We start from the raw sequence: 26,922 nt of genomic DNA, 5'->3' as shown, positions 1-26,922 counted from the left end.
TTGAGCTGACTTCGTCAGTTCTATCCACAATCTCAAAGCAGTGTTTTGAGTAACCTGCGGCTAGCTTCCTAGTTTGCTCTTTGATTTTCATTGAGTATTAAAAGGCAGTCTAGCATTCAATTCTAATCAGAAATGTGATATACTTAGTAAGTAAAATTTTCAAAGAAGAGCGAGATGATGAAGGTGCAAGAACCAGTTAAATTATTCCAATATAATACTTTGGGAGCCTTGATGGCGGGACTTTACGGAGGAACCATGACCGTTGGTGAATTGCTTGAACATGGTGATTTAGGATTAGGAACCCTGGATTCTATCGATGGAGAATTGATTGTCTTAGATGGGAAAGCTTATCAGGCTAAGGGATCAGGTGAGAAACCTGAAATTGTGGAAGTTTCACCAGATGCCTTGATTCCCTATGCAGCAGTTGTACCCCACCAGGCAGAAGTTATTTTCCGTCAGCGTTTTGAAATGACTGATCAGGAACTTGAAAAACGTATTGAATCCTATTATGATGGAGAAAATCTATTTCGTTCCATCAAGATTCATGGTGATTTTAAACACATGCATGTTCGTATGATTCCAAAATCAACAAGCGAAACGAAGTTTGCTGAGGTTGCGACGCATCAGCCTGAATATAGCTGCGACAATGTCTCAGGAACTATCGTTGGTTTTTGGACACCTGAAATTTTCCATGGAGTTAGTGTTGCTGGTTACCATCTACACTTTATCTCAGATGACCTAACCTTTGGTGGCCACGTTATGGATTTTGTCATCAAGGAAGGTATTGTAGAAGTGGGAGCTGTTGATCAGTTGGATCAACGTTTTCCTGTTCAGGATCGTCAATATCTATTTGCTAAGTTTAACGTTGACGAGATGAAAAAAGATATCGAACAGGCAGAATAATAGGAGTCAAATATGAAAATTCATGTAATAATAACGATGCTGGCCTTGTTTGCCGTCCTCATTGCAGCAGTTTGGTACGCAAGAAAGAAATACAAGATTAATTTTGCAGTTTTGGGACTTGGGGCAGTTGCATTTTTTGCTTCATCTCAGGTCTTAGAGAAAATCGTTCATCTCTTGGTTCTTCATCCACAAAAGGATGGGACAGTTCCACTCATGACGGGAAATCCCCTTCTCTATGTGATTTATGGGATCTGTATGGCTGCTTTGTTTGAAGAAACAGCTCGACTTATTTTCTTTAAATGGTTAGAGAAGAAAAGAACTTTGGAAGATTCAGATGCTCTTGCTTATGGATTGGGGCATGGTGGCTTGGAATTGCTCTATATCGGGATTGCAAGTCTACTCAATCTCTTCATCCTCTTTTCAGCAGTAGAATCTCAAAATCCAAATATTATGCAACTCTTGCCTGAAAGCACGCTTACAACTATTAATAATCTAGCAGCTTGGCAGATTTACCTTTTAGGACTTGAGCGAATCCTAGCCTTGCTTCTTCAAGTTGGCTTGACCTTCTGGGTTTATCAAGCAGTTCGCCAAAAGAAATGGATATACCTAGTAGCTGCTTATGGTTTACACGCCCTATTTGATTTGGCTCCGAGCCTATCTCAAGTTGGCTGGTTGTCAAATCCCCTTCTCGTAGAAGGATTGTTAGCAGTGGAAGTTATTATTTTTATTTACTTTACAAAATCGATCTTTTATAAAAAGCAATAATACAAAAAAGAGGTTCATCCTCTTTTTAGTTTGAGCTTTTGAAAAAGCTAACCAAATCATCGAAAAATAGAGCCAAAAATGGTATAATGGAATGGATTTTATAAAAGGATTAGAAAAATGACCGTATTAGATAAACTAAAAGAAACACTAGAAGGAATCGATATTCGATTCGATGAACCGCTAAAAACTTATACCTATACCAAAGTTGGAGGGAAGGCAGATTATTTAGTTTTTCCACGCAATCGCTATGAGATGGCTCGTGTAGTCAAGTTTGCTAATCAGGAAAACATTCCTTGGATGGTTCTTGGAAATGCAAGTAACATTATCGTCCGAGAAGGCGGAGTTCGTGGCTTTGTAATCATGTGTGACAAGCTTAATAATGTCTCTGTTGATGGCTATACCATTGAGGCAGAAGCAGGAGCTAACTTGATTGAAACCACTCGTATTGCTCTACGTCATAGTTTGACTGGCTTTGAGTTTGCTTGTGGTATTCCAGGAAGCGTCGGTGGTGCTGTCTTTATGAATGCTGGCGCTTATGGTGGTGAGATTGCTCATGTTCTCCAGTCTTGTCAAATCTTGACTAAAGAAGGTGAAATCGAAACCCTATCTGCTAAAGACTTGACCTTTGGTTATCGTCATTCAGCTATCCAAGATTCTGGAGCAGTAGTCTTATCAGCTAAATTTGCACTATCTCCAGGGAATTATGAGACTATTAATCAAGAAATGGAACGTTTGACCCACCTTCGAGAACTCAAACAACCTTTGGAATATCCATCATGTGGTTCTGTCTTTAAACGTCCAGTAGGGCATTTTGCAGGGCAATTGATTTCAGAAGCTGGTTTGAAGGGCTACCGTATCGGTGGTGTCGAAGTCTCAGAAAAACATGCAGGCTTTATGATTAATGTAGCCGATGGGACTGCTCGAGATTATGAAGACTTAATTGAGTCTGTTATCGAAAAAGTTAAAGAACATTCAGGTGTTACCCTAGAGCGAGAAGTTCGTATCTTGGGTGAACACGAATAACATTATTATTACACATTATACAAAGATTGGGATTTTATCGCTAGATATGGTTTGGGTCAATTCCTTATAGTTATTGCTAGCATTTAACAAGGTCCCAATCTGTTAATTTACGAAGAAAAAGGAATTTATGACAATTGAAAAAACCAATTATCGAATTCAGAAACGTTTCTAAAGTTTTTGAAGATAGCAACACCAAGGTTCTCAAGGATATTAACTTTGAGTTGGAAGAAGGGAAGTTCTATACACTTCTCGGTGCCTCAGGATCTGGTAAATCAACCATCCTCAATATCATTGCAGGGTTGCTGGATGCAACAACTGGTGATATCATGCTAGACGGTGTCCGTATCAATGATATCCCGACCAATAAACGTGATGTTCATACGGTCTTCCAGTCTTACGCCTTGTTCCCACATATGAATGTGTTTGAAAATGTTGCTTTTCCACTGCGATTGCGTAAGGTCGATAAAAAAGAAATCGAAAAACGTGTCTTAGAAGTTCTCAAGATGGTACAGCTTGAAGGATATGAAAAACGTTCTATCCGTAGGTTATCTGGAGGACAACGTCAGCGTGTAGCTATTGCGCGTGCCATTATCAACCAGCCTCGTGTGGTCTTGTTGGATGAACCTTTGTCAGCCTTGGACTTGAAGTTGCGAACAGATATGCAGTACGAACTGCGTGAACTGCAACAGCGCTTGGGTATTACCTTTGTCTTTGTTACTCACGATCAGGAAGAAGCTCTCGCCATGAGTGACTGGATCTTCGTTATGAATGACGGTGAAATTGTTCAGTCAGGAACACCAGTTGATATCTATGATGAGCCCATTAACCACTTTGTTGCAACCTTCATCGGTGAATCAAATATCCTGCCAGGGACTATGATTGAGGACTACTTGGTCGAGTTCAATGGCAAACGATTTGAAGCGGTAGACGGTGGGATGAAGCCAAATGAGCCAGTCGAAGTCGTGATTCGCCCAGAAGATTTGCAGATCACCCTTCCAGAAGAAGGTAAGCTTCAAGTTAAGGTTGATACTCAGCTTTTCCGTGGGGTTCACTATGAGATTATCGCCTATGATGAACTCGGCAATGAATGGATGATTCACTCAACTCGTAAGGCCATCGTTGGTGAGGAAATTGGTCTGGACTTTGAACCAGAAGACATCCACATCATGCGTCTCAATGAAACAGAAGAAGAGTTCGATGCTCGTATCGAAGAATACGTAGAAATCGAAGAGCAAGAAGCAGGTTTGATAAACGCTATTGAGGAGGAAAGAGATGAAGAAAACAACCTCTAAACTCTTTGTAGTGCCCTACATGCTTTGGATTGCACTTTTTGTCCTCGCACCCTTGGTCTTGATTTTTGGACAATCATTTTTCAACATTGAAGGCCAGTTCAGTTTAGAAAACTATAAATCCTATTTTGCGTCACAAAATTTGACCTATCTTAAAATGAGCTTTAACTCGGTTCTTTATGCTGGGATTGTAACTCTAGTGACACTTCTTATCAGTTATCCAACAGCCCTCTTTTTGACTCGTCTTAAACACCGTCAACTCTGGCTCATGCTGATTATCCTACCAACTTGGATCAACCTTCTCCTTAAGGCCTATGCTTTTATCGGGATTTTTGGTCAAAATGGCTCTATTAATCAATTCCTAGAGTTTATCGGAATTGGTTCTCAGCAGTTGCTCTTTACGGATTTCTCATTTATCTTTGTTGCAAGCTACATCGAGCTTCCATTTATGATTTTGCCCATCTTCAATGTTTTGGATGATATGGATAACAATCTCATCAATGCCAGCTATGACTTGGGTGCAACCAAGTGGGAAACCTTCCGCCATGTCATCTTCCCTCTGTCTATGAACGGGGTGCGAAGTGGAGTCCAATCTGTCTTTATCCCAAGTTTGAGTCTCTTCATGTTGACCCGTTTGATTGGGGGGAACCGAGTGATTACTTTGGGGACTGCCATCGAGCAGAACTTCTTGACCAATGACAACTATGGTATGGGTTCAACTATCGGTGTTGTTCTTATCCTGACTATGTTTATCACTATGTGGGTGACTAAGGAAAGGAGAGAACGATGAAAAAATTATCGAATCTTTACCTAGCCTTTGTCTTTATAGTCCTTTATTTGCCAATTTTTTACCTGATCGGCTATGCCTTCAATGCTGGTGATGATATGAATAGTTTTACAGGCTTTAGTTTGTCTCACTTTGAAACCATGTTTGGAGATGGAAGACTCATGCTCATCTTGGTTCAGACCTTTTTACTAGCCTTCCTATCAGCCTTGATTGCGACTGTTATTGGGACTTTCGGTGCTATCTACATCTACCAATCACGTAAAAAATATCAAGAAGCCTTTCTATCTCTCAATAACATTTTGATGGTTGCTCCAGACGTTATGATTGGTGCCAGCTTCTTGATTCTCTTTACCCAACTCAAGTTTTCACTTGGATTTTTGACAGTTCTATCTAGTCACGTGGCTTTTTCCATTCCAATTGTAGTGCTCATGGTTCTTCCTCGTTTGAAAGAGATGAATGGGGATATGATTCATGCAGCCTATGATCTTGGAGCTAGCCAGTTCCAGATGTTCAAGGAAATTATGCTTCCTTATCTAACGCCGTCTATCATTGCAGGATACTTCATGGCTTTCACCTATTCCCTAGATGACTTTGCTGTGACCTTCTTTGTAACGGGAAATGGTTTTTCAACCCTCTCAGTCGAGATTTACTCTCGGGCTCGTAAGGGAATTTCGCTTGAAATCAATGCTCTTTCAGCCTTGGTCTTTCTCTTTAGTATTATCCTAGTAGTTGGATATTACTTCATTTCACGTGAGAAGGAGGAACAAGCATGAAACGACTCTATTCATTTTTAGCAGGAATTCTAGCGATTATCCTTGTTTTGTGGGGAATTTCTTATCATCTTGACAGTAAAATCAATAGTCGCGATAGTCAAAAATTGGTTATCTATAACTGGGGAGACTATATCGATCCTGAACTTCTGGAGAAATTTACAGAAGAAACAGGAATCCAAGTTCAGTACGAGACCTTTGACTCTAACGAAGCCATGTACACGAAAATCAAGCAGGGTGGGACAACCTATGATATTGCTATCCCAAGTGAGTACATGATTAATAAGATGAAGGATGAGGACCTCCTGATTCCGCTAGATTATAGCAAGATTGAGGGAATTGAGAATATCGGCTCTGAGTTTCTAAACCAGTCCTTTGATCCCAACAACCAGTACTCTATCCCATACTTCTGGGGGACCTTGGGAATTGTCTACAATGAGACTATGGTGGAAGAAGCGCCTGAACACTGGGACGACCTTTGGAAGCCAGAGTATAAAAACTCTATTATGCTCTTTGATGGAGCGCGTGAAGTACTTGGTTTAGGTCTTAACTCACTAGGCTATAGCCTCAACTCTAAAGATCCACAGCAGTTGGAGGAAACGGTAGATAAGCTCTATAAGCTAACACCTAATATCAAGGCTATTGTTGCGGATGAGATGAAGGGGTACATGATTCAGAATAACGCTGCCATCGGTGTGACCTTCTCAGGAGAAGCCAGCCAGATGCTGGAGAAAAATGAAAATCTTCGCTATGTCGTACCGACAGAGGCAAGTAATCTCTGGTTTGACAATATGGTCATTCCTAAGACTGTCAAGAACCAGGATGCAGCCTATGCCTTCATCAATTTTATGTTAAAACCTGACAATGCTCTAAAAAATGCAGAGTATGTCGGCTATTCAACACCAAACAATGCTGCTAAGGAAATGCTCCCTGAAGAGACAAAAGAAGACAAGTCCTTCTATCCAGATGCAGATACTATGAAACACCTAGAGGTCTATGAGAAATTTGACCATAAATGGACAGGTATCTATAGTGACCTCTTCCTTCAATTCAAGATGTATCGAAAGTAGGAGTATATAAAACAAAACGAACCAGTCAAGCTGGTTCGTTTTTTGAATAGTTGTATAACTGTATATTTTTACTATCCTATTTGCTTATTTTATAGCCTAGTAGTATACTAAGTTTATAATAATAGAAAGCGGTAACAAATCATGAAAATGTCTACTTTTTTCAAAAAAAGTTACTGGCCAACCTTTTTAATTGTTAACGAAACAATTATACTATTTCATTTAAAGGATGGCTTGGATCGGCAATATCTAACAACGGATTCCATACATTTGGTAATAGGGTTCTTTATATTTGCAAATATTTTCGTATTTATGTATAGCAATTCGAAAACTTGGAATAAAAGTTGGGATAAAAAGAAAAATGGCAGTAAGAAAAAATATATCCTGAAAAAGTAATCAGGGATGTAGGGAGTTGGTTATTTAAATGAGGATTATTTCCAGTTGACGCAAGCTTAAAAAAACGTTATAATAGGGAAGTTGAGAATTGATTTTCTCTCCATCTTAGTTCAGAGAATTGGCGGTGCTGCGAGCCATCTAAGATAGAAAATCATGCTACTCAATCTAACAATTGCATAAGAATCAAAGAATGACAAGTTCATTGAATGAAGGTGGTACCGCGGTTTTTCGCCCTTCGTGATATGGATTTGTCTTTTATTTTTGGAGGTGTTTATGAGAACATTTCTTGTCAAACAAAAATTTCGCCTAGGTGGTGAACGTTTTGATATCAAGGATGAGTTGGGCAATGTCGCCTATCAGGTTGAAGGTTCATTTTTTAAGATTCCTAAAACCTTTACCATCTATGATGTTGCTGGTGAACAGGTCAGTGAGATTAGTAAGGAAGTCTTAACTTTCCTACCTCGTTTTGAAATTCAACTCAGTAACGGCGATTATTTTTATATTCGGAAGAAGTTGACGTTCTTTAGAGATAAGTATGAATTTGACAATCTCGGTCTTCGTATCGAAGGAAATGTCTGGGATTTGAATTTTAAATTGCTGGACGATCGTGATCAAGTGATTGCGGAGATTGCCAAGGAACTTTTCCATTTAACCTCTACCTACACCGTAACCGTCTATGACGAATCTTATGCTGACCTAGTCATTTCCCTCTGTGTCGCTATTGACTATGTGGAAATGCTAGAAAGCCAATCAAATTAGTAAAAAGGAGATACATATGAAACAATTATCTAGTGCACAAGTCCGCCAAATGTGGCTTGATTTCTGGGCTACAAAAGGCCACTCAGTAGAACCATCTGTTAGCTTGGTTCCAGTAAACGATCCAACACTTTTGTGGATCAATTCAGGAGTTGCTACCCTCAAGAAATACTTTGACGGAACTATCATTCCTGAAAACCCACGTATTACCAATGCGCAAAAAGCCATCCGTACAAACGATATCGAAAACGTAGGGAAGACTGCTCGTCACCATACTATGTTTGAAATGTTGGGAAACTTCTCAATCGGGGATTACTTCCGTGACGAAGCAATTACATGGGCATATGAGCTTTTAACAAGTCCTGAGTGGTTTGACTTCCCTAAAGACAAACTTTACATGACTTATTATCCAGATGACAAAGATTCATACAACCGCTGGATTGAAGTGGGAGTAGATCCAAGTCATTTGATCCCAATCGAAGATAACTTCTGGGAAATCGGTGCAGGACCTTCTGGACCTGATACAGAAATTTTCTTTGACCGTGGAGAAGCTTTTGACCCAGAAAACATCGGTCTTCGTCTTCTTGCAGAAGATATCGAAAATGACCGTTATATCGAAATCTGGAACATCGTTTTGTCACAATTTAACGCTGACCCAGCTGTTCCTCGTAGCGAGTACAAGGAATTGCCACACAAAAACATTGATACGGGCGCTGGTTTGGAGCGTTTGGTGGCAGTTATCCAAGGGGCTAAGACAAACTTTGAAACAGACCTCTTCATGCCGATCATTCGTGAAGTTGAGAAGTTGTCTGGTAAGCTCTATGACCAAGATGGCGATAACATGAGCTTCAAGGTCATCGCTGACCACATTCGTTCTTTGTCATTTGCGATTGGAGATGGTGCCCTTCCAGGAAATGAAGGTCGTGGTTATGTCCTTCGTCGTCTGCTCCGTCGTGCGTCTATGCATGGTCAAAAATTAGGTATCAACGAACCTTTCCTTTATAAACTTGTTCCAACTGTTGGAAAAATCATGGAAAGCTACTACCCAGAAGTTCTTGAAAAACGTGACTTTATTGAGAAAATTGTTAAGAGCGAAGAAGAGTCATTTGCTCGTACTCTTCACTCAGGTCAACACTTTGCCCAAGGCATCGTAACAGACTTGAAAGAAAAAGGACAATCTGTCATTGCTGGTCAAGATGTCTTTAAACTCTATGATACATACGGATTCCCAGTAGAGTTGACAGAAGAAATCGCTGAAGAAGCAGGAATGACTGTAGACCGTGAAGGCTTCGAAGCAGCCATGAAGGAACAACAAGAACGTGCACGTGCGTCTGCTGTCAAAGGCGGATCTATGGGTATGCAGAACGAAACCCTTCAAAACATTACTGTTGAAAGTGTCTTCAACTACAATGCTATCCAATTGTCTTCTAAGTTAGTGGCTATCGTAGCGGACAATGCTGAAGTAGAAAGTGTATCAGAAGGAACTGCTTCACTTATCTTTGCAGAAACACCATTCTACGCTGAAATGGGTGGACAGGTTGCAGACCATGGTCAAATCTTGGATGCTGCAGGAAATGTCGTAGCGACTGTGACGGATGTTCAAAAAGCACCAAACGGACAAGCATTGCACACCGTTGAAGTTCTTGCTCCTCTTGCATTGAACCAAGAATACACTTTGGCCATCGATAGCAATCGTCGTCATCGTGTCATGAAGAATCACACAGCCACTCACTTGCTCCATGCAGCTCTTCATAATATCCTTGGCCATCATGCAACTCAAGCAGGTTCACTTAATGAAGTAGAATTCCTTCGCTTTGACTTTACACACTTCCAAGCTGTGACTCCAGAAGAATTACGCGCTATTGAGCAACAAGTCAATGAGAAGATTTGGGAAGCCATCGCAGTGGAAACAGTTGAGACAGATATTGATACTGCTAAAGAAATGGGAGCTATGGCCCTCTTTGGTGAGAAATACGGTAAGGAAGTTCGCGTAGTCACTATTGGGGACTACTCAGTAGAGCTTTGTGGTGGTACTCACGTTGGCAATACTTCTGAAATTGGTCTCTTCAAGATTGTCAAAGAAGAAGGGATCGGATCAGGAACTCGTCGTATCTTGGCAGTGACTGGTAAAGAGGCCTTTGAAGCTTATCGTGACCAAGAAGATGCACTGAAAGCAGTCGCAGCAACCTTGAAAGCTCCTCAACTCAAAGAAGTACCTCACAAGGTGGAAGGACTTCAAGAGCAACTCCGTCAATTGCAAAAAGAAAATGCAGAATTGAAGGAAAAAGCAGCAGCAGCGGCAGCAGGTGATGTCTTCAAGAATGTTCAAGAAGCAAACGGACACCGTTACATTGCCAGCCAAGTATCTGTATCAGACGCAGGTGCCCTTCGTACCTTTGCGGATAACTGGAAACAAAAAGACTACTCTGATGTCCTTGTTCTTGTCGCAGCTATCGGTGACAAGGTCAATGTCCTTGTAGCCAGCAAGACAAAAGATGTGCACGCAGGTAATGTGATCAAAGAATTAGCTCCAATCGTAGATGGACGTGGTGGTGGTAAATCAGACATGGCCATGGCAGGAGGAAGCAACCAAGCGAAAATCCAAGAATTGTTGGATGCAGTAGCAGGCAAATTGTAAGAAAAAATCTACCATTTTTGGTAGATTTTTTTGTTTAAAGTCATAGAGCAGTTGATTTCTTTGAAGAATAAGCGTATAATATATAAAAATTAATTGAGTGCTCACTCAATTTTGTTAGGGATTAGGAGAATTAGATAATGGTTATTAAAGCAATACAGTATAATCGTTTTGGTGATGAAAAAGTTCTAGATTTAGTAAATATTATATCTGAATCATTAGGAATGAATCAAGTTAGAGTAAAAGTATTTGCTGTTGGTCTAAATCCTATTGATTACAAAACTTTCGAGGGGGCGAAGCCACTTCGTTTTTTGAGTTTTTTGACAAAATTAAAACAACCAGGTCGTTGGTTTGAATCAAAATCATCTTTATTTCCAAGAGGTATCGCTAGGGATTTTGCTGGTGTTATCACAGAAATTGGTGATGGAGTGAGTCGATTTTCAGTAGGTGATAAGGTTTTTGGAACAATAATAAGTGATCCTGGACTTGGTACTAAGAGGGGTGCGTTAGCAACAGAAATTTGTGTTAGCGAATCAGAAATTGCATTGAAACCAGACAATATTGATATGTATCATGCTGCTACTATGGGGGTGGCTTCTTTAACAGTCGGTGGTGCTTTTAGAAGAATTAATTTAAATTCTAAAGATGTTGTAGTTATTTCAGCAGCTTCAGGTGGCATTGGTAGCATTGCAGTACAGTATGCGGTTGCTAAGGGCGCAACTGTTATTGGTATTGCGAGCAAGAAAAATTCAGAATATCTAGAATCATTAGGTGCTATACCAGTATCTTATGAAGGGGATGTCCAAAAGTCTCTTTTATCAGTAGCTCCAAAACCTATTACAAAATTCTTGGATTGCTATGGTGGTGATTACGTTAAATTAGCTTTCCATCTTGGATTGAACGGAACTGATATTGGAACTTTAGTACCTTCACCATATGTTTTAATAAGAGGAGCTCAGTTCACAGGTCCGAGACATTCCACTTATGATGATTTTAAAATTCTAGAGGAGATGGTCTCAGATGGAAAAGTTCAGCTGAATATTGAGAAAGAGTATAGTTTTTCTCTGGAGTCAGTTAGAGAGGCATATCGTAGTCTAAAATTAGGACATACCCGTGGTAAAAGAATTATTAAAATAAGAGAGTAGATAGAGGGGGCAGGAATGGAAAGTATAGAATATAAGTTTGCTGAGACATTAAAAAGCAGTGAATTAAGTTTAAAACAACGTCAAGTATTAATATCCAGTTTAAAATTATTTTCCGAGATTGGTTTTGAAAATACAACATCTAATCTTATTGCTGAACATGCTGGCGTCTCAGAAGGAACCGTTTTTAGTTATTTTAAAACCAAGGAAGGTATCCTAGATGCTATTTTATCTAGATTTCTTGAACAAGTCATTCCAGAGGCCATTGCTGATTTTTCAGATAAGAGATTTACAATAGGGCAAGAAACCTTTTCACTTTTTCTAAGAAGCATCGTTCAGGATAGGTTAGTCTTTATTCATAACAATAAAATGCAAGTTAAAATTCTTTTGAGTCGTTCACTGATTGATAAATCTATTTCTGAAGAGTTAGGAAATATTATTGTTCATTCTATCATTAATCCAATTACACCAGTTTTGAATCAGTTTAAAAAAAATGGTGTTATTCGAGATTGGTCAAATGAAAGGATCGTTCGCTATATTTTAGCTTTAAGTCTTTCTTATATTGTTCCTATGATTATAAATGACAAAGAAGATATAAACATTGATAAAGTAACAAATGAAATTGTAGAATGTCTTTCTTTTGCCTTAGTTATCGTAAAATAACTATTAATTTTAAGTTCACTAAAAAATTTAGTGAGCTTTTTTAAAACCAAAATAAAAATCCCCAATCAGAGTGATTGAGGATTCAGCATATTTTATCTTAAACAATCCCTTGGGCAATCATAGCGTTTGCTACGTTTTCAAAGGCTGCAATATTTGCACCTGCAAGGTAGTCAGTACCAAGACCGTAAGTTTCTGCAGTTGTTTTAGCTGTGTTAAAGATGTTAGTCATGATGTCTTTCAAGCGACCGTCAACTTCTTCACGTGTCCATGAAAGGCGAAGGCTGTTTTGGCTCATTTCAAGAGCAGATACAGCTACACCACCAGCATTGGCAGCTTTGGCAGGTCCGTAAAGGATTCCATTTTCCTTGTAGACTTTGATAGCTTCAAGGTCGCTAGGCATGTTAGCACCTTCAGATACACAGATAACTCCTTGAGCAACCAAGCGTTTCGCAGCTTCACCGTTAATCTCGTTTTGAGTCGCACATGGAAGAGCAATATCGTAGTTTCCAGTATAAGTCCATACAGAACCTTCGTAGTAAGTAGCAGTTGGTTTTTCTGCAGCGTACTCAGTCAAACGAGCACGACGTTTTTCCTTAACATCTGTAAGAAGGTCAAAGTCGATACCATTTTCATCGATGACATAACCATTTGAGTCAGATACAGAGATAACAGTTGCACCAAGTTCAGTTGCTTTTTGAAGAGCGTATTGAGCTACGTTACCAGAACCTGAAATCACAACTTTCTTACCAGCAAAGCTATTGTCGTTTGCTCTAAGCATTTCTTCAGTGTAGTAAACCAAACCGTAACCAGTTGCTTCTGGACGGATCAAGCTACCACCAAATCCAAGAGGTTTACCAGTCAAGACACCAGCATCAAATTGGTTGAGGCGTTTGTATTGTCCGTAAAGGTAACCAATCTCACGTCCACCAACACCGATATCACCAGCAGGTACGTCAAGGGATGGTCCGATGTATTTTTGCAATTCAGTCATGAAGCTTTGGCAGAAGCGCATCACTTCAGCATCAGTTTTGCCTTTAGGATCGAAGTCTGATCCACCTTTACCACCACCGATTGGCAGTCCAGTCAAAACGTTTTTAAAGATTTGTTCGAATCCGAGGAATTTCAAGATCCCTTGGTTTACAGTTGGGTGGAAACGAAGTCCGCCTTTATATGGTCCAACAGCTGAGTTAAATTGAACACGGTAACCACGGTTAACTTGAACTTTTCCATCACGGTCAACCCAAGGAACACGGAAAGAAATCACGCGCTCAGGTTCTGTGATACGTGCCAAGATATTTTCTTCAATATACTCAGGGTGTTTTTCAAAGACAGGCTCCAAAGTGCTGAAGAATTCTTCAACCGCCTGGAGAAATTCAGCCTCATGCCCGTTACGAGCTTTTACAGTTTCAAACACGCTTTGGATATATTCTTTAGCAGATGTCATATCGTTCTCCTTTTTGTTGTCATATTTTATTACATGAGACATTATAGCAGAAAATTTTTTCAGTGTAAAGAAAAAAACATAAATTTTCTAAAAATTCTTTCAATTTAAAATGACTGATTCAGAACATGCTAAAAAACGAACCTTTTCTATGGAAATGGTTTTATTGAAGAGCAAAAGTCAAAGTATGGTATAATAATAGACATAAAAAGGAATCTGGAGGAACAGAATCATGGTATCAACTAAAACACAGATTGCTGGTTTTGAGTTTGACAATTGCTTGATGAATGCGGCAGGAGTTGCTTGTATGACAGTTGAGGAGTTGGAAGGTGTTAAAAACTCAGCAGCAGGAACCTTTGTCACTAAAACAGCAACCTTGGAATTTCGTCAGGGGAATCCTGAACCACGTTATCAAGATGTTCCACTCGGTTCTATCAACTCTATGGGTCTACCAAATAATGGTTTAGATTACTACTTAAACTATCTATTGGAATTGCAAGACAAGGAATCAAACCGTACCTTCTTTCTCTCTTTAGTTGGAATGTCTCCAGAGGAAACTCACACCATCTTGAAAAAGGTTCAAGAGAGTGATTTTCGTGGGTTGACTGAGCTCAATCTCTCATGTCCAAATGTACCTGGTAAACCTCAGATTGCCTATGATTTTGAAACAACAGACAGTATCTTGTCAGAAGTTTTTGCCTACTTTACAAAACCTCTTGGAATTAAGCTTCCACCTTATTTTGATATTGTACATTTTGATCAAGCGGCAGCTATTTTTAACAAATACCCACTCAAATTCGTCAACTGTGTCAACTCTATTGGAAATGGTCTTTATATAGAAGACGAGTCTGTCGTGATTCGTCCTAAGAACGGCTTTGGTGGAATTGGTGGAGAATACATTAAACCAACTGCCCTTGCCAACGTCCATGCCTTTTATCAACGCTTAAATCCTCAAATTCAAATCATCGGAACTGGTGGAGTATTAACGGGTCGTGATGCCTTTGAACATATCCTATGTGGTGCTAGCATGGTACAAGTAGGTACTACTCTTCATAAAGAAGGTGTAGGTGCTTTTGAGCGTATTACAAGGGAACTCAAAGAAATTATGTCGGAAAAAGGATACCAAAGCCTAGAGGATTTCCGCGGAAAATTGAATTATATTGATTAAACAGAAGCTAAATTAAAAAGAAAGGAGAATAAATGCTAGCCATAGAAGAAAGTCGAAAGCTATCCTTAGCGAACCTTCCTAGTTTGACCCTGTTTACAGGGGCTGATCAAGGACAGTACGACATCATGAAAACTCAGGTTCTAAAGCAAATCGGATACGATCCTGCAGATTTGAATTTTGCTTATTTTGACATGAAAGAAGTAGACTACAATAGCTTGGAACTTGAGCTGGTCAGTCTTCCTTTCTTTGCGGATGAAAAAATTGTGATCCTAGATCACTTTGTGGATATTACAACTGCTAAAAAACGCTATCTAACTGATGATGAGCTCAAGGCCTTTGAAGACTATCTGGAAAATCCTGTACCCTCAAGTAAATTAGTAATCTTTGCTGAAGGCAAGTTAGATAGCAAGCGACGTTTGGTCAAATTACTTAAGCGGGATGCGACAGTATTTGAGGCTCTTGAGCCAAAAGAGCAGGAGATTCGTGCCTATTTTCAAAAGTGGGCTCAGGAACAAGGACTTACTTTTGGTGGAAATTCCTTTGAACAGTTGCTTATCAAATCTAGTTTTCAATTCAGTGAAATTCAGAAAAATCTGCTCTTCTTACTGTCTTATAAGGATAGTGGTCTGATAACAGAAGAAGATATTGTTGAAGCCATTCCAAAGACTTTGCAGGATAATATTTTTGATTTGACCCAATTAATATTAACTAAGAAAATTGATCAAGCACGAGATTTAGTTAAAGATTTGACCTTACAGGGTGAAGACGAGATTAAACTGATTGCCATTATGCTGGGGCAGTTTAGACTCTATACACAGGTAAAAATATTGCAAGAGTCTGGTCAGACAGAATCACAGATGGTTAGCAGTTTGGGTCATTATCTTGGTCGCAATCCGAATCCCTATCAAATCAAATTTGCTCTTCGTGACACGCGAGGATTGTCTATGAATTTCCTACAAGATTCTATTCGTTATCTCATCCAGGCAGATTATCAAATTAAGACTGGTGTTTACGAAAAAGGGTACTTGTTTGAGAAAGCTTTATTGCAGATTGCGAGCCAGTCAAATTGAGCAAATAACTTGAAAAAAAAGGTTGTTTGCGTTATCATTTTTATATAGAAAGAAAAAGAGGTATTACAGATGGCTATTATCTTACCAGATCTTCCATACGCTTACGACGCCTTGGAACCATATATTGATGCTGAAACAATGCATTTACACCATGACAAACATCACCAAGCATATGTAAATAACGCAAATGCAGCTCTTGAAAAACACCCTGAAATCGGTGAAGACCTTGAAGCTTTGCTTGCAGATGTTGAATCTATCCCTGCAGATATTCGTCAAGCTCTTATCAATAATGGTGGTGGCCACTTGAACCATGCTCTTTTCTGGGAATTGATGACCCCTGAAAAAACAGCTCCTTCAGCAGAACTTGCAGCAGCAATCGATGAAGCTTTTGGTTCATTCGAAGAATTCCAAGTAGCTTTCACTGCAGCAGCAACAACTCGTTTCGGTTCTGGATGGGCATGGTTGGTTGTTAACAAAGAAGGTAAGCTTGAAGTGACTTCAACAGCGAACCAAGACACACCAATCTCAGAAGGTAAAAAACCAATCTTGGGCTTGGACGTTTGGGAACATGCCTACTACGTGAAATACCGCAACGTTCGTCCTGACTACATCAAAGCTTTCTTCTCAGTGATTAACTGGAATAAAGTAGACGAGCTTTACGCAGCAGCTAAATAATCGCATTTGATAACACCCCTTTTTAGTTGGATTTTGGGTCTAGCTTTAAAGGTGTTTTTTTGTTTGCCTTTTTTTAGAAGTAACTGTCTCATGATTTTCCTTTGTTGGATAGGCTTTATTTATGGTATAATGATAAGATAGAAAAAGAAGGAGAAATCATGAATATTCAACAATTACGCTACGTTGTTGCTATTGCAAATAGTGGTACTTTTCGTGAAGCGGCTGAGAAAATGTACGTTAGCCAACCCAGTCTATCTATTTCTGTAAGAGATCTGGAGAAAGAGCTAGGATTCAAGATTTTCCGCAGAACTAGTTCGGGTACCTTTCTTACTCGCCGTGGGATGGAATTTTATGAAAAGGCCCAAGAGTTAGTAAAAGGGTTTGATGTATTTCAAAATCAGTATGCTAATCCTGAAGAGGAGAAGGATGAGTTTTCAATAGCCAGCCAGCACTATGATTTCTTGCCACCAACCATTACAGCATTTTCACAACAATATCCTGAATATAAAAATTTCCGTATTTTTGAATCTACAACTGTTCAGATTTTGGATGAAGTAGCCCAAGGTCATAGTGAGATTGGGATTATTTACCTCAACAATCAAAACCAAAAGGGTATCATGCAACGGGTTGAAAAGTTAGGCCTTGAAGTGATTGAGTTGATTCCTTTCCAAACGCATATCTATCTTCGTGAAGGACACCCCTTAGCCAAGAAAAAAGAGTTGGTTATGGAGGATTTGGCAGATTTACCAACAGTTCGATTCACGCAAGAAAAGGATGAATATCTCTATTACTCAGAAAACTTTGTGGATACAAGTGCCAGCTCTCAGATGTTTAACGTAACAGACCGTGCTACTTTAAATGGAATTCTTGAAAGAACTAATGCTTATGCGACTGGTTCTGGATTCTTAGATAGCGATAGCGTTAACGGAATCACCGTTATTCCACTAAATGATAATCTCAATAATCGCATGGTTTATGTTAAACGTGAAGAAGTAGACTTGAGTCAAGCAGGGACTTTATTTGTAGAGGTCATGCAAGAGTATTTTGATCAGAAGAGGAAAGCATGAAAAAAAGAGGAATAGTAGCAGGAATTATAGCTGCCTTGATTGTATTGGATCAATTGGTAAAGGCTTATGTCGTTCAGAATATTGCTCTAGGTGAAGTTAAATCATGGATCCCAAATCTAGTTAGTTTAACCTATCTGCAAAATAGGGGTGCAGCTTTTTCTATGCTTCAAGATCAACAGTGGTTTTTTGCGGTGATTACTCTAGTAGTTATGGCAGGGGCTATCTGGTATTTGCACAAGCATATAGAAGATTCCGTCTGGACAGTCTTTGGATTGGTTCTGATTATTGCAGGTGGTCTGGGAAACTTCATTGATCGCATTAGCCAAGGATTTGTCGTTGATATGTTTCACTTAGATTTTATCAATTTTGCGATTTTCAATGTGGCTGATAGTTATCTGACAGTAGGGGTCGTTGTGTTATTGCTTGCAATGCTAAAAGAGGAAATGAATGGAAATTAAAATTGAAACGGGTGGGATACGCCTAGATAAGGCTTTGTCAGAATTGACAGAATTGTCTCGTAGTCTCGCCAATGAACAAATCAAGTCTGGTCAAGTCTTGGTCAACGGCCAGGTCAAGAAAGCCAAGTATACGGTCCAAGAAGGAGATATGATCACTTATCAAATTCCCGAACCAGAGGTTTTGGAGTATGTAGCAGAGGATATTCCTTTAGAAATTATTTACCAAGATGAGGATGTAGCAGTAGTTAATAAACCTCAAGGAATGGTCGTTCATCCAAGTGCTGGTCATACCAGTGGTACCTTGGTGAATGCCCTTATGTATCATATTAAGGACTTATCAGGAATTAATGGTGTGCTGCGTCCAGGGATTGTCCATCGTATCGATAAGGACACATCTGGGCTTCTCATGATTGCTAAAAATGATGAATCGCATTTAGTACTTGCTCAAGAATTGAAAGACAAAAAATCTCTTCGAAAATATTGGGCCATCGTTCATGGGAATCTTCCAAATGACAGAGGTGTCATTGAGGCGCCGATTGGTCGTAGCGAAAAAGACCGCAAGAAACAAGCTGTGACTGCTAAAGGAAAACCAGCAGTGACACGTTTCCAAGTCTTGGAACGCTTTGGTGATTATACTTTGCTGGAATTGCAGCTGGAAACAGGACGTACTCACCAGATCCGTGTTCACATGGCTTATATCGGTCATCCTGTCGCTGGTGATGAGGTTTATGGACCTCGTAAAACCCTAAAGGGACATGGGCAATTTCTCCATGCCAAGACGCTTGGTTTTACCCATCCAAGAACTGGTGAAACTATGGAATTTACTTCAGATATTCCAGAAATATTCAAGCAAACCTTGGAAAAACTTAGAAATGAACAATAAAAAAAGGACTCAATTGAGTCCTTTTTATTTGCGTTTTTTCTTAGCTTTTTTCATTTTGTTGGCCATGCGTTTCATGGATTGCTTCATAGCAAATTCACCGATTTTACCCTTGAGACCTCCACCAAGCATCTGGCTCATATCAGGCATTCCGGCTCCTCCAAGAGCAGACATATCCGGCATACCACCTTGTCCCATCATACCTTCAAGGGCTGACATATCCATGCCACCAGGCATGTTTTTAGGAAGGTTGTTAGGGTTGATGCCCATTTGCTTCATCATCTTGTTCATGTCACCAGACATGACACCTTGCATGAGTTGTTTGGCTTGATTAAAGTCCTTAATGAACTTGTTGACATCGATAAAGGTATTACCAGAACCAGCTGCAATACGACGACGACGGCTTGGAGTGAGCAAATCTGGATTTTCACGTTCTTCAGGAGTCATAGATGAGACGATGGCACGTTTGCGAGCAATTTGTTTTTCATCCACCTTCATATTTTGAAGGGCAGGATTGTTGGCCATACCAGGAATCATCTTGAGCAAATCTTCCATTGGCCCCATATTTTGCACCTGATCCAACTGATCGATGAAATCGTTGAAATCAAAGGTGTTTTCCCGCATCTTTTCAGCCATTTCAAGGGCTTTCTGCTCATCGTATTCTTGGGAAGCTTTCTCAATCAGAGTCAGCATATCTCCCATGCCGAGAATACGGCTGGCCATACGGTCAGGGTGGAAGGTTTCAATATCAGTAATCTTTTCACCAGTACCAGTGAACTTGATTGGTTTTCCTGTGATATGACGAACAGAGAGGGCCGCACCACCACGAGTGTCCCCGTCAATCTTGGTAAGAATGACACCGGTAACTTCTAATTGAGCGTTAAATTCTCGCGCAACGTTAGCAGCTTCTTGACCAATCATGGCATCGATGACGAGAAGGATTTCATTTGGTTGAGCAAGAGCTTTAACATCACGAAGCTCATTCATGAGAAGCTCGTCGATTTGTAAACGACCAGCCGTATCAATCAAGACATAGTCGTTATGGTTGGCTTTAGCTTGCTCCAAACCTTGGCGAACAATCTCCACTGCAGGAACTTCAGTTCCAAGAGCAAAGACAGGAACATCAATTTGTTGTCCTAGTGTTTTAAGCTGGTCAATAGCAGCAGGACGATAGATGTCGGCCGCAATCATCAGAGGACGAGCATCCTCTTCCTTTTTGAGTTTGTTAGCAAGTTTTCCAGCGAAGGTTGTTTTACCAGCCCCTTGCAAACCTACCATCATGATAATAGTTGGGATTTTTGGAGACTTGATAATCTCAGCTGTGTCTGAACCAAGAACTTCCGTCAATTCTTCATTAACAACCTTGATGATTTGTTGAGCTGGATTGAGGGTATCAATGACTTCATGCCCGACCGCGCGTTCACGAATTTTTTTGATAAAATCCTTAACTACAGGCAAAGCAACGTCGGCTTCTAAAAGAGCCAGACGAATTTCCTTGGTTGCTTCTTGGATATCACTCTCTGTGATTTTTCCTTTTTTACGTAGATTTTTAAAGACGTTCTGCAAACGTTCTGTTAAATTTTCAAATGCCATATTTATTCCTCTTATTCTCTATTGTCAATACTTGTTAAAATCTCAATTTGCTCTTGGAGAAAAGCATCTTCTGGATAGCGCTCAATGATCTGATCAAAAATCTGACTGCGGACAATGTAGTCAGAGTACATATGAAGCTTCATCTCATAGTCTTCCAGTATCTTTTCTGTTCGTTTGATATTATCATAAACAGCCTGACGACTAACACCGAATTCTTCAGCGATTTCAGCTAAACTATAGTCGTCTGCATAGTAGAGCTCGATATAGTTCATCTGCTTATCAGTCAAAAGTGCTGCATAAAATTCAAACAGAGCATTCATTCGATTGGTTTTTTCAATTTCCATAAGATTTATTATACCAAAAAATAGCCTGAACCGCTAGTAATGGATTGATTTTAAACACAAGTCAGAAAAAGGACTTTTAACGGTTATTTCCTGACTATGACTCTATTTTTTGGTATAATGGAGTGTATTATAATGTTTTAGAAAGAGGTTCTTATGAGAGAATTAGAAACCGTGTTAGAGCAACGTTTTGGGCTTGTTTTTTCAGATAAACAATTACTTGAAACTGCTTTTACTCACACTAGTTACGCCAATGAGCACCGCCTCTTAAAAATTTCACACAATGAACGCTTGGAATTTTTAGGAGACGCTGTTCTGCAATTATTGATTTCAGAATATCTGTACAAAAAATATCCTAAAAAACCAGAAGGTGACCTGTCTAAACTCCGTGCCATGATTGTACGTGAAGAGAGTTTGGCTGGTTTTGCCCGTGACTGCCAGTTTGATCAGTTTATCATGCTAGGAAAGGGAGAGGAAAAATCTGGAGGCCGTAATCGAGATACCATCTTGGGAGATGCTTTCGAAGCCTTCTTGGGTGCCCTGCTTTTAGATAAGGATCTACTTACGGTAAAAGAGTTTATCTACCAGGTCATGATACCTAAGGTTGAGGCTGGTGATTTTGAGATGATTAAAGACTACAAGACCCACCTCCAAGAATTACTCCAAGTCAATGGTGATGTTGATATTCGTTATCAGGTGATTTCAGAGATCGGACCTGCCCACGATAAGATGTTTGAGGTTGAAGTCCTTGTCAAGGGTCAAAGTTTAGGTAGGGGTCAAGGACGATCAAAAAAATTGGCCGAACAAGAAGCCGCTAAAAATGCAGTTGAGGAAGGACTGGATTCATGTATTTAAAGGAAATTGAGATTCAGGGATTTAAGTCCTTTGCTGATAAGACCAAGGTTGTTTTTGACCAGGGAGTTACAGCGGTTGTAGGACCAAATGGTTCTGGAAAATCTAACATCACAGAAAGTTTACGCTGGGCTCTTGGGGAATCCAGTGTCAAAAGTCTTCGTGGTGGCAAGATGCCTGATGTTATCTTTGCAGGGACAGAAAGTAGAAAACCATTAAACTATGCTTCTGTAGTTGTTACTCTAGATAATAAGGACGGTTTCATCAAGGATGCAGGACAGGAAATCAAGGTGGAGCGTCATATCTATCGTACTGGGGATAGTGAATACAAGATTGATGGGAAAAAAGTCCGTCTTCGTGATATTCATGATCTTTTCTTAGATACCGGACTTGGGCGCGACTCCTTCTCCATTATTTCCCAAGGGAAGGTCGAAGAAATCTTTAACTCTAAACCTGAGGAACGCCGTGCTATCTTTGAAGAAGCAGCTGGAGTTTTAAAATATAAAACTCGTCGCAAAGAGACAGAAAGTAAACTCCAACAAACTCAAGACAATTTAGACCGCTTGGAAGATATCATCTATGAGTTAGACAATCAAATCAAGCCCTTAGAAAAGCAAGCAGCAACAGCTCGTAAATTTATGGACTTGGACGGTCAGCGTAAAGCCATCTACTTAGATGTTTTAGTTGCACAAATTCAAGCCAATAAGGCTGAATTGGATCTAACAGAAGAAGAATTAAACCAAGTTCAAGAACTGTTGACTAGTTATTATCAAAAACGCGAGTCACTAGAACTTGAAAATCAATCTCTCAAGAAGCAGAGACAAGATTTACAAGCAGAGATGGCTAAAGATCAAACTAGTTTGATGGATTTGACTAGTTTAATCAGTGATTTAGAACGTAAGTTAGCTTTATCTAAACTAGAAACTGAGCAGGTTGCTCTCAATCAACAAGAGGCTCAAGCTCGTTTAGCTAGTTTGGATGAAAAGAGAAATGCTCTTATTCAAGAGAAGGAAGAAAAAGAAGCAAATCTCAGTCAGTTAGAAGAAAATCTAGCAGTCAATACCAAGGAGCTCAATCGTTTAGAAGCTGAGTTAGAAGCATTTTCTGATGATCCTGATCAGATGATTGAGCAACTGCGTGAGCGCTTTGTTGCTTTCTTGCAGGAAGAAGCAGATGTCTCTAACCAGTTGACACGGATTGAAAATGATCTTGAAAATAGTCGCCAACAGACTCAAAAGCAAGAAGAACAATTGGAGTCCTTGAAAGAACAATTAGCTTCTGCTAAATCTAAGGCTAGTGAGCAAGAAACTGCTCTTAAATCAGCAAAAGAAAAAGTGCAGACCTTGCTTGCTGACTATCAGACGCATGTTAAACAGGAAGAAGAACAAAAGCAGGCTTATCAAAGTCAGCAAAATCAACTTTTTGACCGTTTGGATAGTCTGAAAAACAAGCAGGCCAAGGCGCAAAGTCTGGAAAACATTCTTAAAAACCATAGTAATTTCTATGCGGGTGTTAAGAGTGTTCTACAAGAAAAAGATCGCCTGGGCGGTATTGTCGGAGCGGTCAGTGAACATTTAACTTTTGATGTTCGTTATCAAACAGCTCTTGAAATTGCCCTCGGGGCAAGTAGCCAACATATCATCGTTGAAGATGAACAGGCTGCGACTAAGGCTATCGACTTCCTTAAGCGAAACCGAGCTGGTCGTGCGACCTTCCTGCCTTTAACAACTATTAAGGCTCGTAGCATTTCTAGTCAGAACCAAGATGTGATTGCCTCAAGTCCAGGTTTTCTTGGAATGGCAGATGAACTGGTTACTTTTGATGCCAAGCATGAAGCTATTTTTAAAAACTTGCTTGCTACAACAGCTATCTTTGATACGGTAGAGCATGCGCGTGATGCAGCTCGTAAGGTACGTTATCAGGTTCGAATGGTAACGCTAGATGGTACAGAATTGCGAACAGGTGGTTCTTATGCGGGTGGTGCCAATCGTCAAAATAACAGTATTTTCATCAAGCCTGAATTAGAACAGTTGCAAAAAGAGATTGCTCAAGAAGAAAAACTTCTTCGTCAAGAGGAAGAAAATCTGAAATCTGTTCAAGAAGGCTTGACAGCCCTCAGTCAAACTTTGGAGACTATTAAGTCTCAAGGAGAGCAAGCTCGAATAGAGGAGCAAGGCTTATATCTGGCTTATCAACAAACTTGCCAACAAGTCGAAGAACTCGAAACACTTTTAGAACTTCAGGAAAAAGAATTAAACAATCTAAGAGGTGGAGATTGGCAAACTGAAAAAGAAAAATGCCAAGAACGTCTTGCAGTTATTTCAACTGAAAAGCAAAAGCTGGAGTCTGAGATTGAAGAAATCAAGTCCAATAAAAATGCGATTCAAGAACGTTACCAAAACTTGCAGGATAAACTTTCCCAAGAACGTCTGCTCAAAACAGAAATGATAGGGCGAAAACGTTACGAAGTTGCGGATATTGAACGGATTAACAAAGAGCTTGAATACCTTGATATGGAGCAAGATGAAATCGAACGCCTTCTCCAAGAAAAGGTAGACAATCTTGAAAAGGTTGATACGGAACTTTTGACTAAGCAGGAAACAGAAGCTAAGAATCAGAAGGAAGAAATTCAACAAGGGCTCATTCGTAAGCAGTTTGAACTGGATGATATTGAAGGTCAATTGGATGATATAGCTAGTCATTTAGAACAAGCTCGTCAGCAAAATGAGGAATGGATTCGTAAACAAACTCGAGCGGAAGCAACCAAAGAGAAGATTACGGACCGCCTTCGCTATCTTCAAGGTCAACTGACTGAAGAATACCAGATTAGTTATACGGAAGCTTTAGAACAAGCCAATCCCTTAGAAGATTTGGCTGTCGCTGAACAAGAGGTCAAGGATTTAGAAAAATCTATCCGTTCACTTGGTCCAGTCAATTTGGATGCTATTGAACAGTTTGACGAAGTTCACGAACGCTTGGAATTCTTAAATAGTCAGCGTGATGACATTCTTTCTGCCAAAAATCTTCTTCTTGAAACCATTACAGAGATGAATGATGAAGTGAAGGAACGATTCAAATCAACCTTTGAAGCTATTCGTGAATCCTTCAAAGTAACCTTCAAGCAGATGTTTGGTGGTGGTCAAGCGGACCTAATCCTGACCGAGGGAGATTTATTGACAGCAGGTGTTGAAATCTCTGTTCAACCTCCTGGTAAGAAAATCCAATCTCTCAACCTCATGAGTGGTGGAGAGAAGGCTTTGTCAGCTCTTGCATTGCTCTTCTCAATCATTCGTGTCAAGACCATTCCATTTGTTATTTTGGATGAAGTAGAGGCTGCACTCGATGAAGCTAACGTTAAACGCTTTGGGGATTATCTTAACCGTTTTGACAAGGATAGCCAGTTTATCGTTGTTACCCACCGTAAGGGAACCATGGCAGCAGCAGATTCTATTTATGGGGTAACCATGCAAGAATCTGGTGTTTCTAAGATTGTATCTGTTAAACTAAAAGATTTAGAGAATATGGATGCTTAGTTTGTTTTCAATATAACATTTCAAGCTAGAGCATGTAGAATGACCTTCAAGAAGTCGGAAAGGTTACAAAAATAAATTGAGGAGCTTATATGGATTTTGACCTATTCCTAATGATTTGTAATTATATTGGGACTATTGCCTTTGCGGCGTCAGGTGCCATTAAAGGATTTGGTAAACGTTTAGATATTTTTGGAATTAGTTTATTGGCAATTGTAACGGCAGTAGGCGGAGGGATTTTAAGAGATTCCATTATCAGTCGTTTTCCCTCCGCTCTCGCAGATCCTGGACCGATTTATGTCTCTATTCTTGTAGCTGTTATTATGTATGCCTTTGTGACATCAAAACAAGCCAATGCTAGTCAAGAAAAAAAATTCTATAAGTGGCTGAGAGAAGCTTATCTTATCTTTGATTCGATTGGCTTAATCATCTTTTCCTTGATTGGAGCTACCGCCTTAGCTGATAGTAAATTGAACTTGATGTCTGCAGGGATTTTGGCCTGTTTAACAGGTGCTGGCGGAGGTATCATCCGAGATCTCTTGATTAATGAAGTCCCAAGTGTTCTAAAAGAGGACATATATGCCCTTCTATCTTTTGTAATTGGCGTTATTTATTACTGGTTGGCCTTTGTCCTTCACTTTCCAAGAATCACTGCTTTTATCATTCTCTCAATTGTCGGTTTTGTGATTCGACTATGTATTATTAAGTTCAAGCTCTCTTTACCAAATATGGATAAAAAGACTTGGAATTGATTGATGGTAAGAAAGTTCAATCACTCGACTGATAAATATTTTATAAATTACAAGTTTGATCAGGCGTCTAATCTCATATGGATTAGGCGCTATTTTATTTTTTGCAAATACGGGAAATTAATGATGTAAAGATTAATTTTTGCTAATATATTTGTAATTTAGAATAAGGTAGGAATAGCAATGAGTAATTTGAAACATTCAGTTGATTTTATTAAAGAAATAGAGAAATTAAAGTCAGTGACAAGATTTAATAGAACTCTTGATGGCAGATTTGAAAATAGTGCCGAGCATTCTTGGCAGGGTGCCATAGCTGCGATGGTTCTTCAAGATTATTATCCTGAAAAATTGAATATGGAAAAAGTGATTCCTATGTTATTGATTCATGATTTAGGTGAGATTTATGCCGGAGATACTTGGGTTTTTGATGATGAAAAAAAGCTTCATTCTCATGATAGAGAACTAGCATCTATAGAAAAAACAATGAGCCTCCTTCCAGAAGAGAAATATTTGAATATGAAAAATTTGTGGTTGGAATTTGAAAAAGGGCAGAGTGCTGAAGCAAGATATGCAAGAGTGATCGATGCATTGGTACCACTGATAAATCACTTAGAAGTGTCAGAATTCAATTATAATCCTGATAATATCAGTGCAGACATGGTATTAGAAAAGAAAAAGTTCATAAAAAGTGAATCAGAAGAATTATGGAAACTGACGAAAGACTTGATTCAGGAAAGTGTGGAGAAGGGCTTATATTTTTAATAACAGTTAGCCCAATAGAAGATAGAATTTTAACCGGAGAATGGAAATAAATATGATTAAACTTGCCACAACTGAAATCGGAATAAGGAAATTGAGACAATAAAATACAAGGACAGCCTTGGAATAAGCTGTTTCCAAGG

At 39.5% G+C, this 26,922-nt stretch carries 25 protein-coding genes; 22 read left to right on the top strand and 3 right to left on the bottom strand.

Annotation, left to right across the window (positions count from 1 at the left end):
• The first annotated feature begins 174 nt into the window (after window positions 1-174).
• From budA to HMPREF2619_RS04950, 12 genes are all read left to right on the top strand, one after another.
• Complete coding sequence (gene budA / locus HMPREF2619_RS05005) at window positions 175-903, top strand: acetolactate decarboxylase (RefSeq protein WP_049526960.1); 729 nt, start codon at window positions 175-177, stop codon at window positions 901-903.
• A gap of 12 nt (window positions 904-915) precedes the next feature.
• Entirely contained in the window at window positions 916-1,668 is a 753-nt protein-coding gene (locus tag HMPREF2619_RS05000) for a YhfC family intramembrane metalloprotease (RefSeq protein ID WP_070459596.1), read from the top strand.
• Window positions 1,669-1,785: 117 nt separating this feature from the next.
• Window positions 1,786-2,691 carry a UDP-N-acetylmuramate dehydrogenase gene (gene murB, locus HMPREF2619_RS04995; RefSeq protein WP_070459593.1) on the top strand — a complete coding sequence of 302 codons (906 nt, stop codon included), beginning with the start codon at window positions 1,786-1,788 and terminating at the stop codon, window positions 2,689-2,691.
• Between the two features lie 134 nt (window positions 2,692-2,825).
• Window positions 2,826-3,983 (top strand): ABC transporter ATP-binding protein, encoded by a 1,158-nt coding sequence (locus HMPREF2619_RS04990; protein WP_070459590.1) that lies wholly within the window; start codon window positions 2,826-2,828, stop codon window positions 3,981-3,983.
• Window positions 3,964-4,770 (top strand): ABC transporter permease, encoded by an 807-nt coding sequence (locus tag HMPREF2619_RS04985; protein WP_000754116.1) that lies wholly within the window; start codon window positions 3,964-3,966, stop codon window positions 4,768-4,770. Before HMPREF2619_RS04990 ends, HMPREF2619_RS04985 begins: the two co-directional genes overlap by 20 nt.
• The gene (locus HMPREF2619_RS04980; protein WP_045763347.1) at window positions 4,767-5,540 is read left to right on the top strand and encodes an ABC transporter permease; all 774 of its coding nucleotides are present in this window, start codon (window positions 4,767-4,769) and stop codon (window positions 5,538-5,540) included. The genes HMPREF2619_RS04985 and HMPREF2619_RS04980 overlap by 4 nt, the downstream gene beginning before the upstream one ends.
• On the top strand, window positions 5,537-6,607 hold the full coding sequence (locus tag HMPREF2619_RS04975; RefSeq protein WP_070459587.1) for an ABC transporter substrate-binding protein: 1,071 nt from the start codon (window positions 5,537-5,539) through the stop codon (window positions 6,605-6,607). Before HMPREF2619_RS04980 ends, HMPREF2619_RS04975 begins: the two co-directional genes overlap by 4 nt.
• A gap of 141 nt (window positions 6,608-6,748) precedes the next feature.
• Window positions 6,749-7,000 (top strand): hypothetical protein, encoded by a 252-nt coding sequence (locus tag HMPREF2619_RS04970; protein ID WP_061863298.1) that lies wholly within the window; start codon window positions 6,749-6,751, stop codon window positions 6,998-7,000.
• A gap of 273 nt (window positions 7,001-7,273) precedes the next feature.
• Window positions 7,274-7,759 (top strand): LURP-one-related/scramblase family protein, encoded by a 486-nt coding sequence (locus tag HMPREF2619_RS04965; RefSeq protein ID WP_070459584.1) that lies wholly within the window; start codon window positions 7,274-7,276, stop codon window positions 7,757-7,759.
• Between the two features lie 16 nt (window positions 7,760-7,775).
• A complete protein-coding gene (gene alaS, locus HMPREF2619_RS04960) occupies window positions 7,776-10,394 on the top strand; it encodes an alanine--tRNA ligase (protein ID WP_070459581.1) in 2,619 nt (872 codons plus the stop codon).
• Between the two features lie 137 nt (window positions 10,395-10,531).
• Window positions 10,532-11,536, top strand: coding sequence for an NADP-dependent oxidoreductase (locus HMPREF2619_RS04955; protein ID WP_000234814.1), 1,005 nt, complete (start codon window positions 10,532-10,534; stop codon window positions 11,534-11,536).
• Between the two features lie 15 nt (window positions 11,537-11,551).
• A complete protein-coding gene (locus HMPREF2619_RS04950) occupies window positions 11,552-12,196 on the top strand; it encodes a TetR/AcrR family transcriptional regulator (RefSeq protein WP_049526949.1) in 645 nt (214 codons plus the stop codon).
• A 97-nt stretch (window positions 12,197-12,293) separates the two neighbouring features.
• On the opposite strand, the gene gdhA is transcribed toward HMPREF2619_RS04950, so the two are convergent.
• Window positions 12,294-13,640, bottom strand: coding sequence for an NADP-specific glutamate dehydrogenase (gdhA, locus tag HMPREF2619_RS04945; protein WP_049526948.1), 1,347 nt, complete (start codon window positions 13,638-13,640; stop codon window positions 12,294-12,296).
• A gap of 229 nt (window positions 13,641-13,869) precedes the next feature.
• Here gdhA and HMPREF2619_RS04940 point away from each other — a divergent pair, with 229 nt between their 5' ends.
• The 6 genes from HMPREF2619_RS04940 (at window position 13,870) to HMPREF2619_RS04915 (ending at window position 18,958) form a co-directional block, all read left to right on the top strand.
• Window positions 13,870-14,805 carry a dihydroorotate oxidase gene (locus HMPREF2619_RS04940; protein ID WP_070459578.1) on the top strand — a complete coding sequence of 312 codons (936 nt, stop codon included), beginning with the start codon at window positions 13,870-13,872 and terminating at the stop codon, window positions 14,803-14,805.
• Window positions 14,806-14,837: 32 nt separating this feature from the next.
• A complete protein-coding gene (holA, locus tag HMPREF2619_RS04935) occupies window positions 14,838-15,875 on the top strand; it encodes a DNA polymerase III subunit delta (protein WP_070459575.1) in 1,038 nt (345 codons plus the stop codon).
• Window positions 15,876-15,944: 69 nt separating this feature from the next.
• On the top strand, window positions 15,945-16,550 hold the full coding sequence (sodA, locus tag HMPREF2619_RS04930) for a superoxide dismutase SodA (RefSeq protein ID WP_070459571.1): 606 nt from the start codon (window positions 15,945-15,947) through the stop codon (window positions 16,548-16,550).
• A 158-nt stretch (window positions 16,551-16,708) separates the two neighbouring features.
• Entirely contained in the window at window positions 16,709-17,617 is a 909-nt protein-coding gene (locus tag HMPREF2619_RS04925; protein WP_070459568.1) for a LysR family transcriptional regulator, read from the top strand.
• A complete protein-coding gene (gene lspA, locus HMPREF2619_RS04920) occupies window positions 17,614-18,075 on the top strand; it encodes a signal peptidase II (RefSeq protein ID WP_070459565.1) in 462 nt (153 codons plus the stop codon). The genes HMPREF2619_RS04925 and lspA overlap by 4 nt, the downstream gene beginning before the upstream one ends.
• On the top strand, window positions 18,065-18,958 hold the full coding sequence (locus tag HMPREF2619_RS04915; protein WP_070459560.1) for an RluA family pseudouridine synthase: 894 nt from the start codon (window positions 18,065-18,067) through the stop codon (window positions 18,956-18,958). The genes lspA and HMPREF2619_RS04915 overlap by 11 nt, the downstream gene beginning before the upstream one ends.
• Before the next feature lie 24 nt (window positions 18,959-18,982).
• Here HMPREF2619_RS04915 and ffh read toward each other — a convergent pair whose 3' ends face one another.
• Window positions 18,983-20,548 carry a signal recognition particle protein gene (ffh, locus tag HMPREF2619_RS04910; protein WP_070459557.1) on the bottom strand — a complete coding sequence of 522 codons (1,566 nt, stop codon included), beginning with the start codon at window positions 20,546-20,548 and terminating at the stop codon, window positions 18,983-18,985.
• Window positions 20,549-20,559: 11 nt separating this feature from the next.
• Complete coding sequence (locus HMPREF2619_RS04905; RefSeq protein WP_045615678.1) at window positions 20,560-20,892, bottom strand: putative DNA-binding protein; 333 nt, start codon at window positions 20,890-20,892, stop codon at window positions 20,560-20,562.
• Window positions 20,893-21,045: 153 nt separating this feature from the next.
• Between HMPREF2619_RS04905 and rnc the strand changes: the two genes are divergently transcribed.
• From rnc to HMPREF2619_RS04885, 4 genes are all read left to right on the top strand, one after another.
• The gene (gene rnc / locus HMPREF2619_RS04900) at window positions 21,046-21,744 is read left to right on the top strand and encodes a ribonuclease III (protein WP_070459554.1); all 699 of its coding nucleotides are present in this window, start codon (window positions 21,046-21,048) and stop codon (window positions 21,742-21,744) included.
• Window positions 21,735-25,274: a chromosome segregation protein SMC gene (smc, locus tag HMPREF2619_RS04895; protein WP_070459551.1), complete on the top strand. Its 3,540-nt coding sequence runs from the start codon at window positions 21,735-21,737 to the stop codon at window positions 25,272-25,274. The genes rnc and smc overlap by 10 nt, the downstream gene beginning before the upstream one ends.
• An 89-nt stretch (window positions 25,275-25,363) precedes the next feature.
• Window positions 25,364-26,023: a trimeric intracellular cation channel family protein gene (locus HMPREF2619_RS04890; protein ID WP_006148259.1), complete on the top strand. Its 660-nt coding sequence runs from the start codon at window positions 25,364-25,366 to the stop codon at window positions 26,021-26,023.
• Window positions 26,024-26,203: 180 nt separating this feature from the next.
• Window positions 26,204-26,782 carry an HD domain-containing protein gene (locus HMPREF2619_RS04885; protein ID WP_070459548.1) on the top strand — a complete coding sequence of 193 codons (579 nt, stop codon included), beginning with the start codon at window positions 26,204-26,206 and terminating at the stop codon, window positions 26,780-26,782.
• Window positions 26,783-26,922: the final 140 nt, after the last annotated feature.

It is taken from the genome of Streptococcus sp. HMSC074B11, from assembly GCF_001808705.1.
Lineage (GTDB): Bacteria > Bacillota > Bacilli > Lactobacillales > Streptococcaceae > Streptococcus.
This window is presented reverse-complemented; position numbering and strand designations above follow the sequence as displayed.

What these genes read in the sequence shown, in the direction of transcription:
- ffh (WP_070459557.1), bottom strand. Translation starts at nt 20,548, where the DNA reads ATGGCATTTGAAAATTTAACAGAACGTTTGCAGAACGTCTTTAAAAAT.
- lspA (WP_070459565.1), top strand. Translation starts at nt 17,614, where the DNA reads ATGAAAAAAAGAGGAATAGTAGCAGGAATTATAGCTGCCTTGATTGTA.
- HMPREF2619_RS04965 (WP_070459584.1), top strand. Translation starts at nt 7,274, where the DNA reads ATGAGAACATTTCTTGTCAAACAAAAATTTCGCCTAGGTGGTGAACGT.
- HMPREF2619_RS04925 (WP_070459568.1), top strand. Translation starts at nt 16,709, where the DNA reads ATGAATATTCAACAATTACGCTACGTTGTTGCTATTGCAAATAGTGGT.
- holA (WP_070459575.1), top strand. Translation starts at nt 14,838, where the DNA reads ATGCTAGCCATAGAAGAAAGTCGAAAGCTATCCTTAGCGAACCTTCCT.
- HMPREF2619_RS04885 (WP_070459548.1), top strand. Translation starts at nt 26,204, where the DNA reads ATGAGTAATTTGAAACATTCAGTTGATTTTATTAAAGAAATAGAGAAA.
- smc (WP_070459551.1), top strand. Translation starts at nt 21,735, where the DNA reads ATGTATTTAAAGGAAATTGAGATTCAGGGATTTAAGTCCTTTGCTGAT.
- budA (WP_049526960.1), top strand. Translation starts at nt 175, where the DNA reads ATGATGAAGGTGCAAGAACCAGTTAAATTATTCCAATATAATACTTTG.
- HMPREF2619_RS04985 (WP_000754116.1), top strand. Translation starts at nt 3,964, where the DNA reads ATGAAGAAAACAACCTCTAAACTCTTTGTAGTGCCCTACATGCTTTGG.
- HMPREF2619_RS04970 (WP_061863298.1), top strand. Translation starts at nt 6,749, where the DNA reads ATGAAAATGTCTACTTTTTTCAAAAAAAGTTACTGGCCAACCTTTTTA.
- murB (WP_070459593.1), top strand. Translation starts at nt 1,786, where the DNA reads ATGACCGTATTAGATAAACTAAAAGAAACACTAGAAGGAATCGATATT.
- HMPREF2619_RS04980 (WP_045763347.1), top strand. Translation starts at nt 4,767, where the DNA reads ATGAAAAAATTATCGAATCTTTACCTAGCCTTTGTCTTTATAGTCCTT.
- alaS (WP_070459581.1), top strand. Translation starts at nt 7,776, where the DNA reads ATGAAACAATTATCTAGTGCACAAGTCCGCCAAATGTGGCTTGATTTC.
- HMPREF2619_RS04950 (WP_049526949.1), top strand. Translation starts at nt 11,552, where the DNA reads ATGGAAAGTATAGAATATAAGTTTGCTGAGACATTAAAAAGCAGTGAA.
- sodA (WP_070459571.1), top strand. Translation starts at nt 15,945, where the DNA reads ATGGCTATTATCTTACCAGATCTTCCATACGCTTACGACGCCTTGGAA.
- HMPREF2619_RS04905 (WP_045615678.1), bottom strand. Translation starts at nt 20,892, where the DNA reads ATGGAAATTGAAAAAACCAATCGAATGAATGCTCTGTTTGAATTTTAT.
- gdhA (WP_049526948.1), bottom strand. Translation starts at nt 13,640, where the DNA reads ATGACATCTGCTAAAGAATATATCCAAAGCGTGTTTGAAACTGTAAAA.
- HMPREF2619_RS05000 (WP_070459596.1), top strand. Translation starts at nt 916, where the DNA reads ATGAAAATTCATGTAATAATAACGATGCTGGCCTTGTTTGCCGTCCTC.
- HMPREF2619_RS04915 (WP_070459560.1), top strand. Translation starts at nt 18,065, where the DNA reads ATGGAAATTAAAATTGAAACGGGTGGGATACGCCTAGATAAGGCTTTG.
- rnc (WP_070459554.1), top strand. Translation starts at nt 21,046, where the DNA reads ATGAGAGAATTAGAAACCGTGTTAGAGCAACGTTTTGGGCTTGTTTTT.
- HMPREF2619_RS04955 (WP_000234814.1), top strand. Translation starts at nt 10,532, where the DNA reads ATGGTTATTAAAGCAATACAGTATAATCGTTTTGGTGATGAAAAAGTT.
- HMPREF2619_RS04940 (WP_070459578.1), top strand. Translation starts at nt 13,870, where the DNA reads ATGGTATCAACTAAAACACAGATTGCTGGTTTTGAGTTTGACAATTGC.
- HMPREF2619_RS04890 (WP_006148259.1), top strand. Translation starts at nt 25,364, where the DNA reads ATGGATTTTGACCTATTCCTAATGATTTGTAATTATATTGGGACTATT.
- HMPREF2619_RS04975 (WP_070459587.1), top strand. Translation starts at nt 5,537, where the DNA reads ATGAAACGACTCTATTCATTTTTAGCAGGAATTCTAGCGATTATCCTT.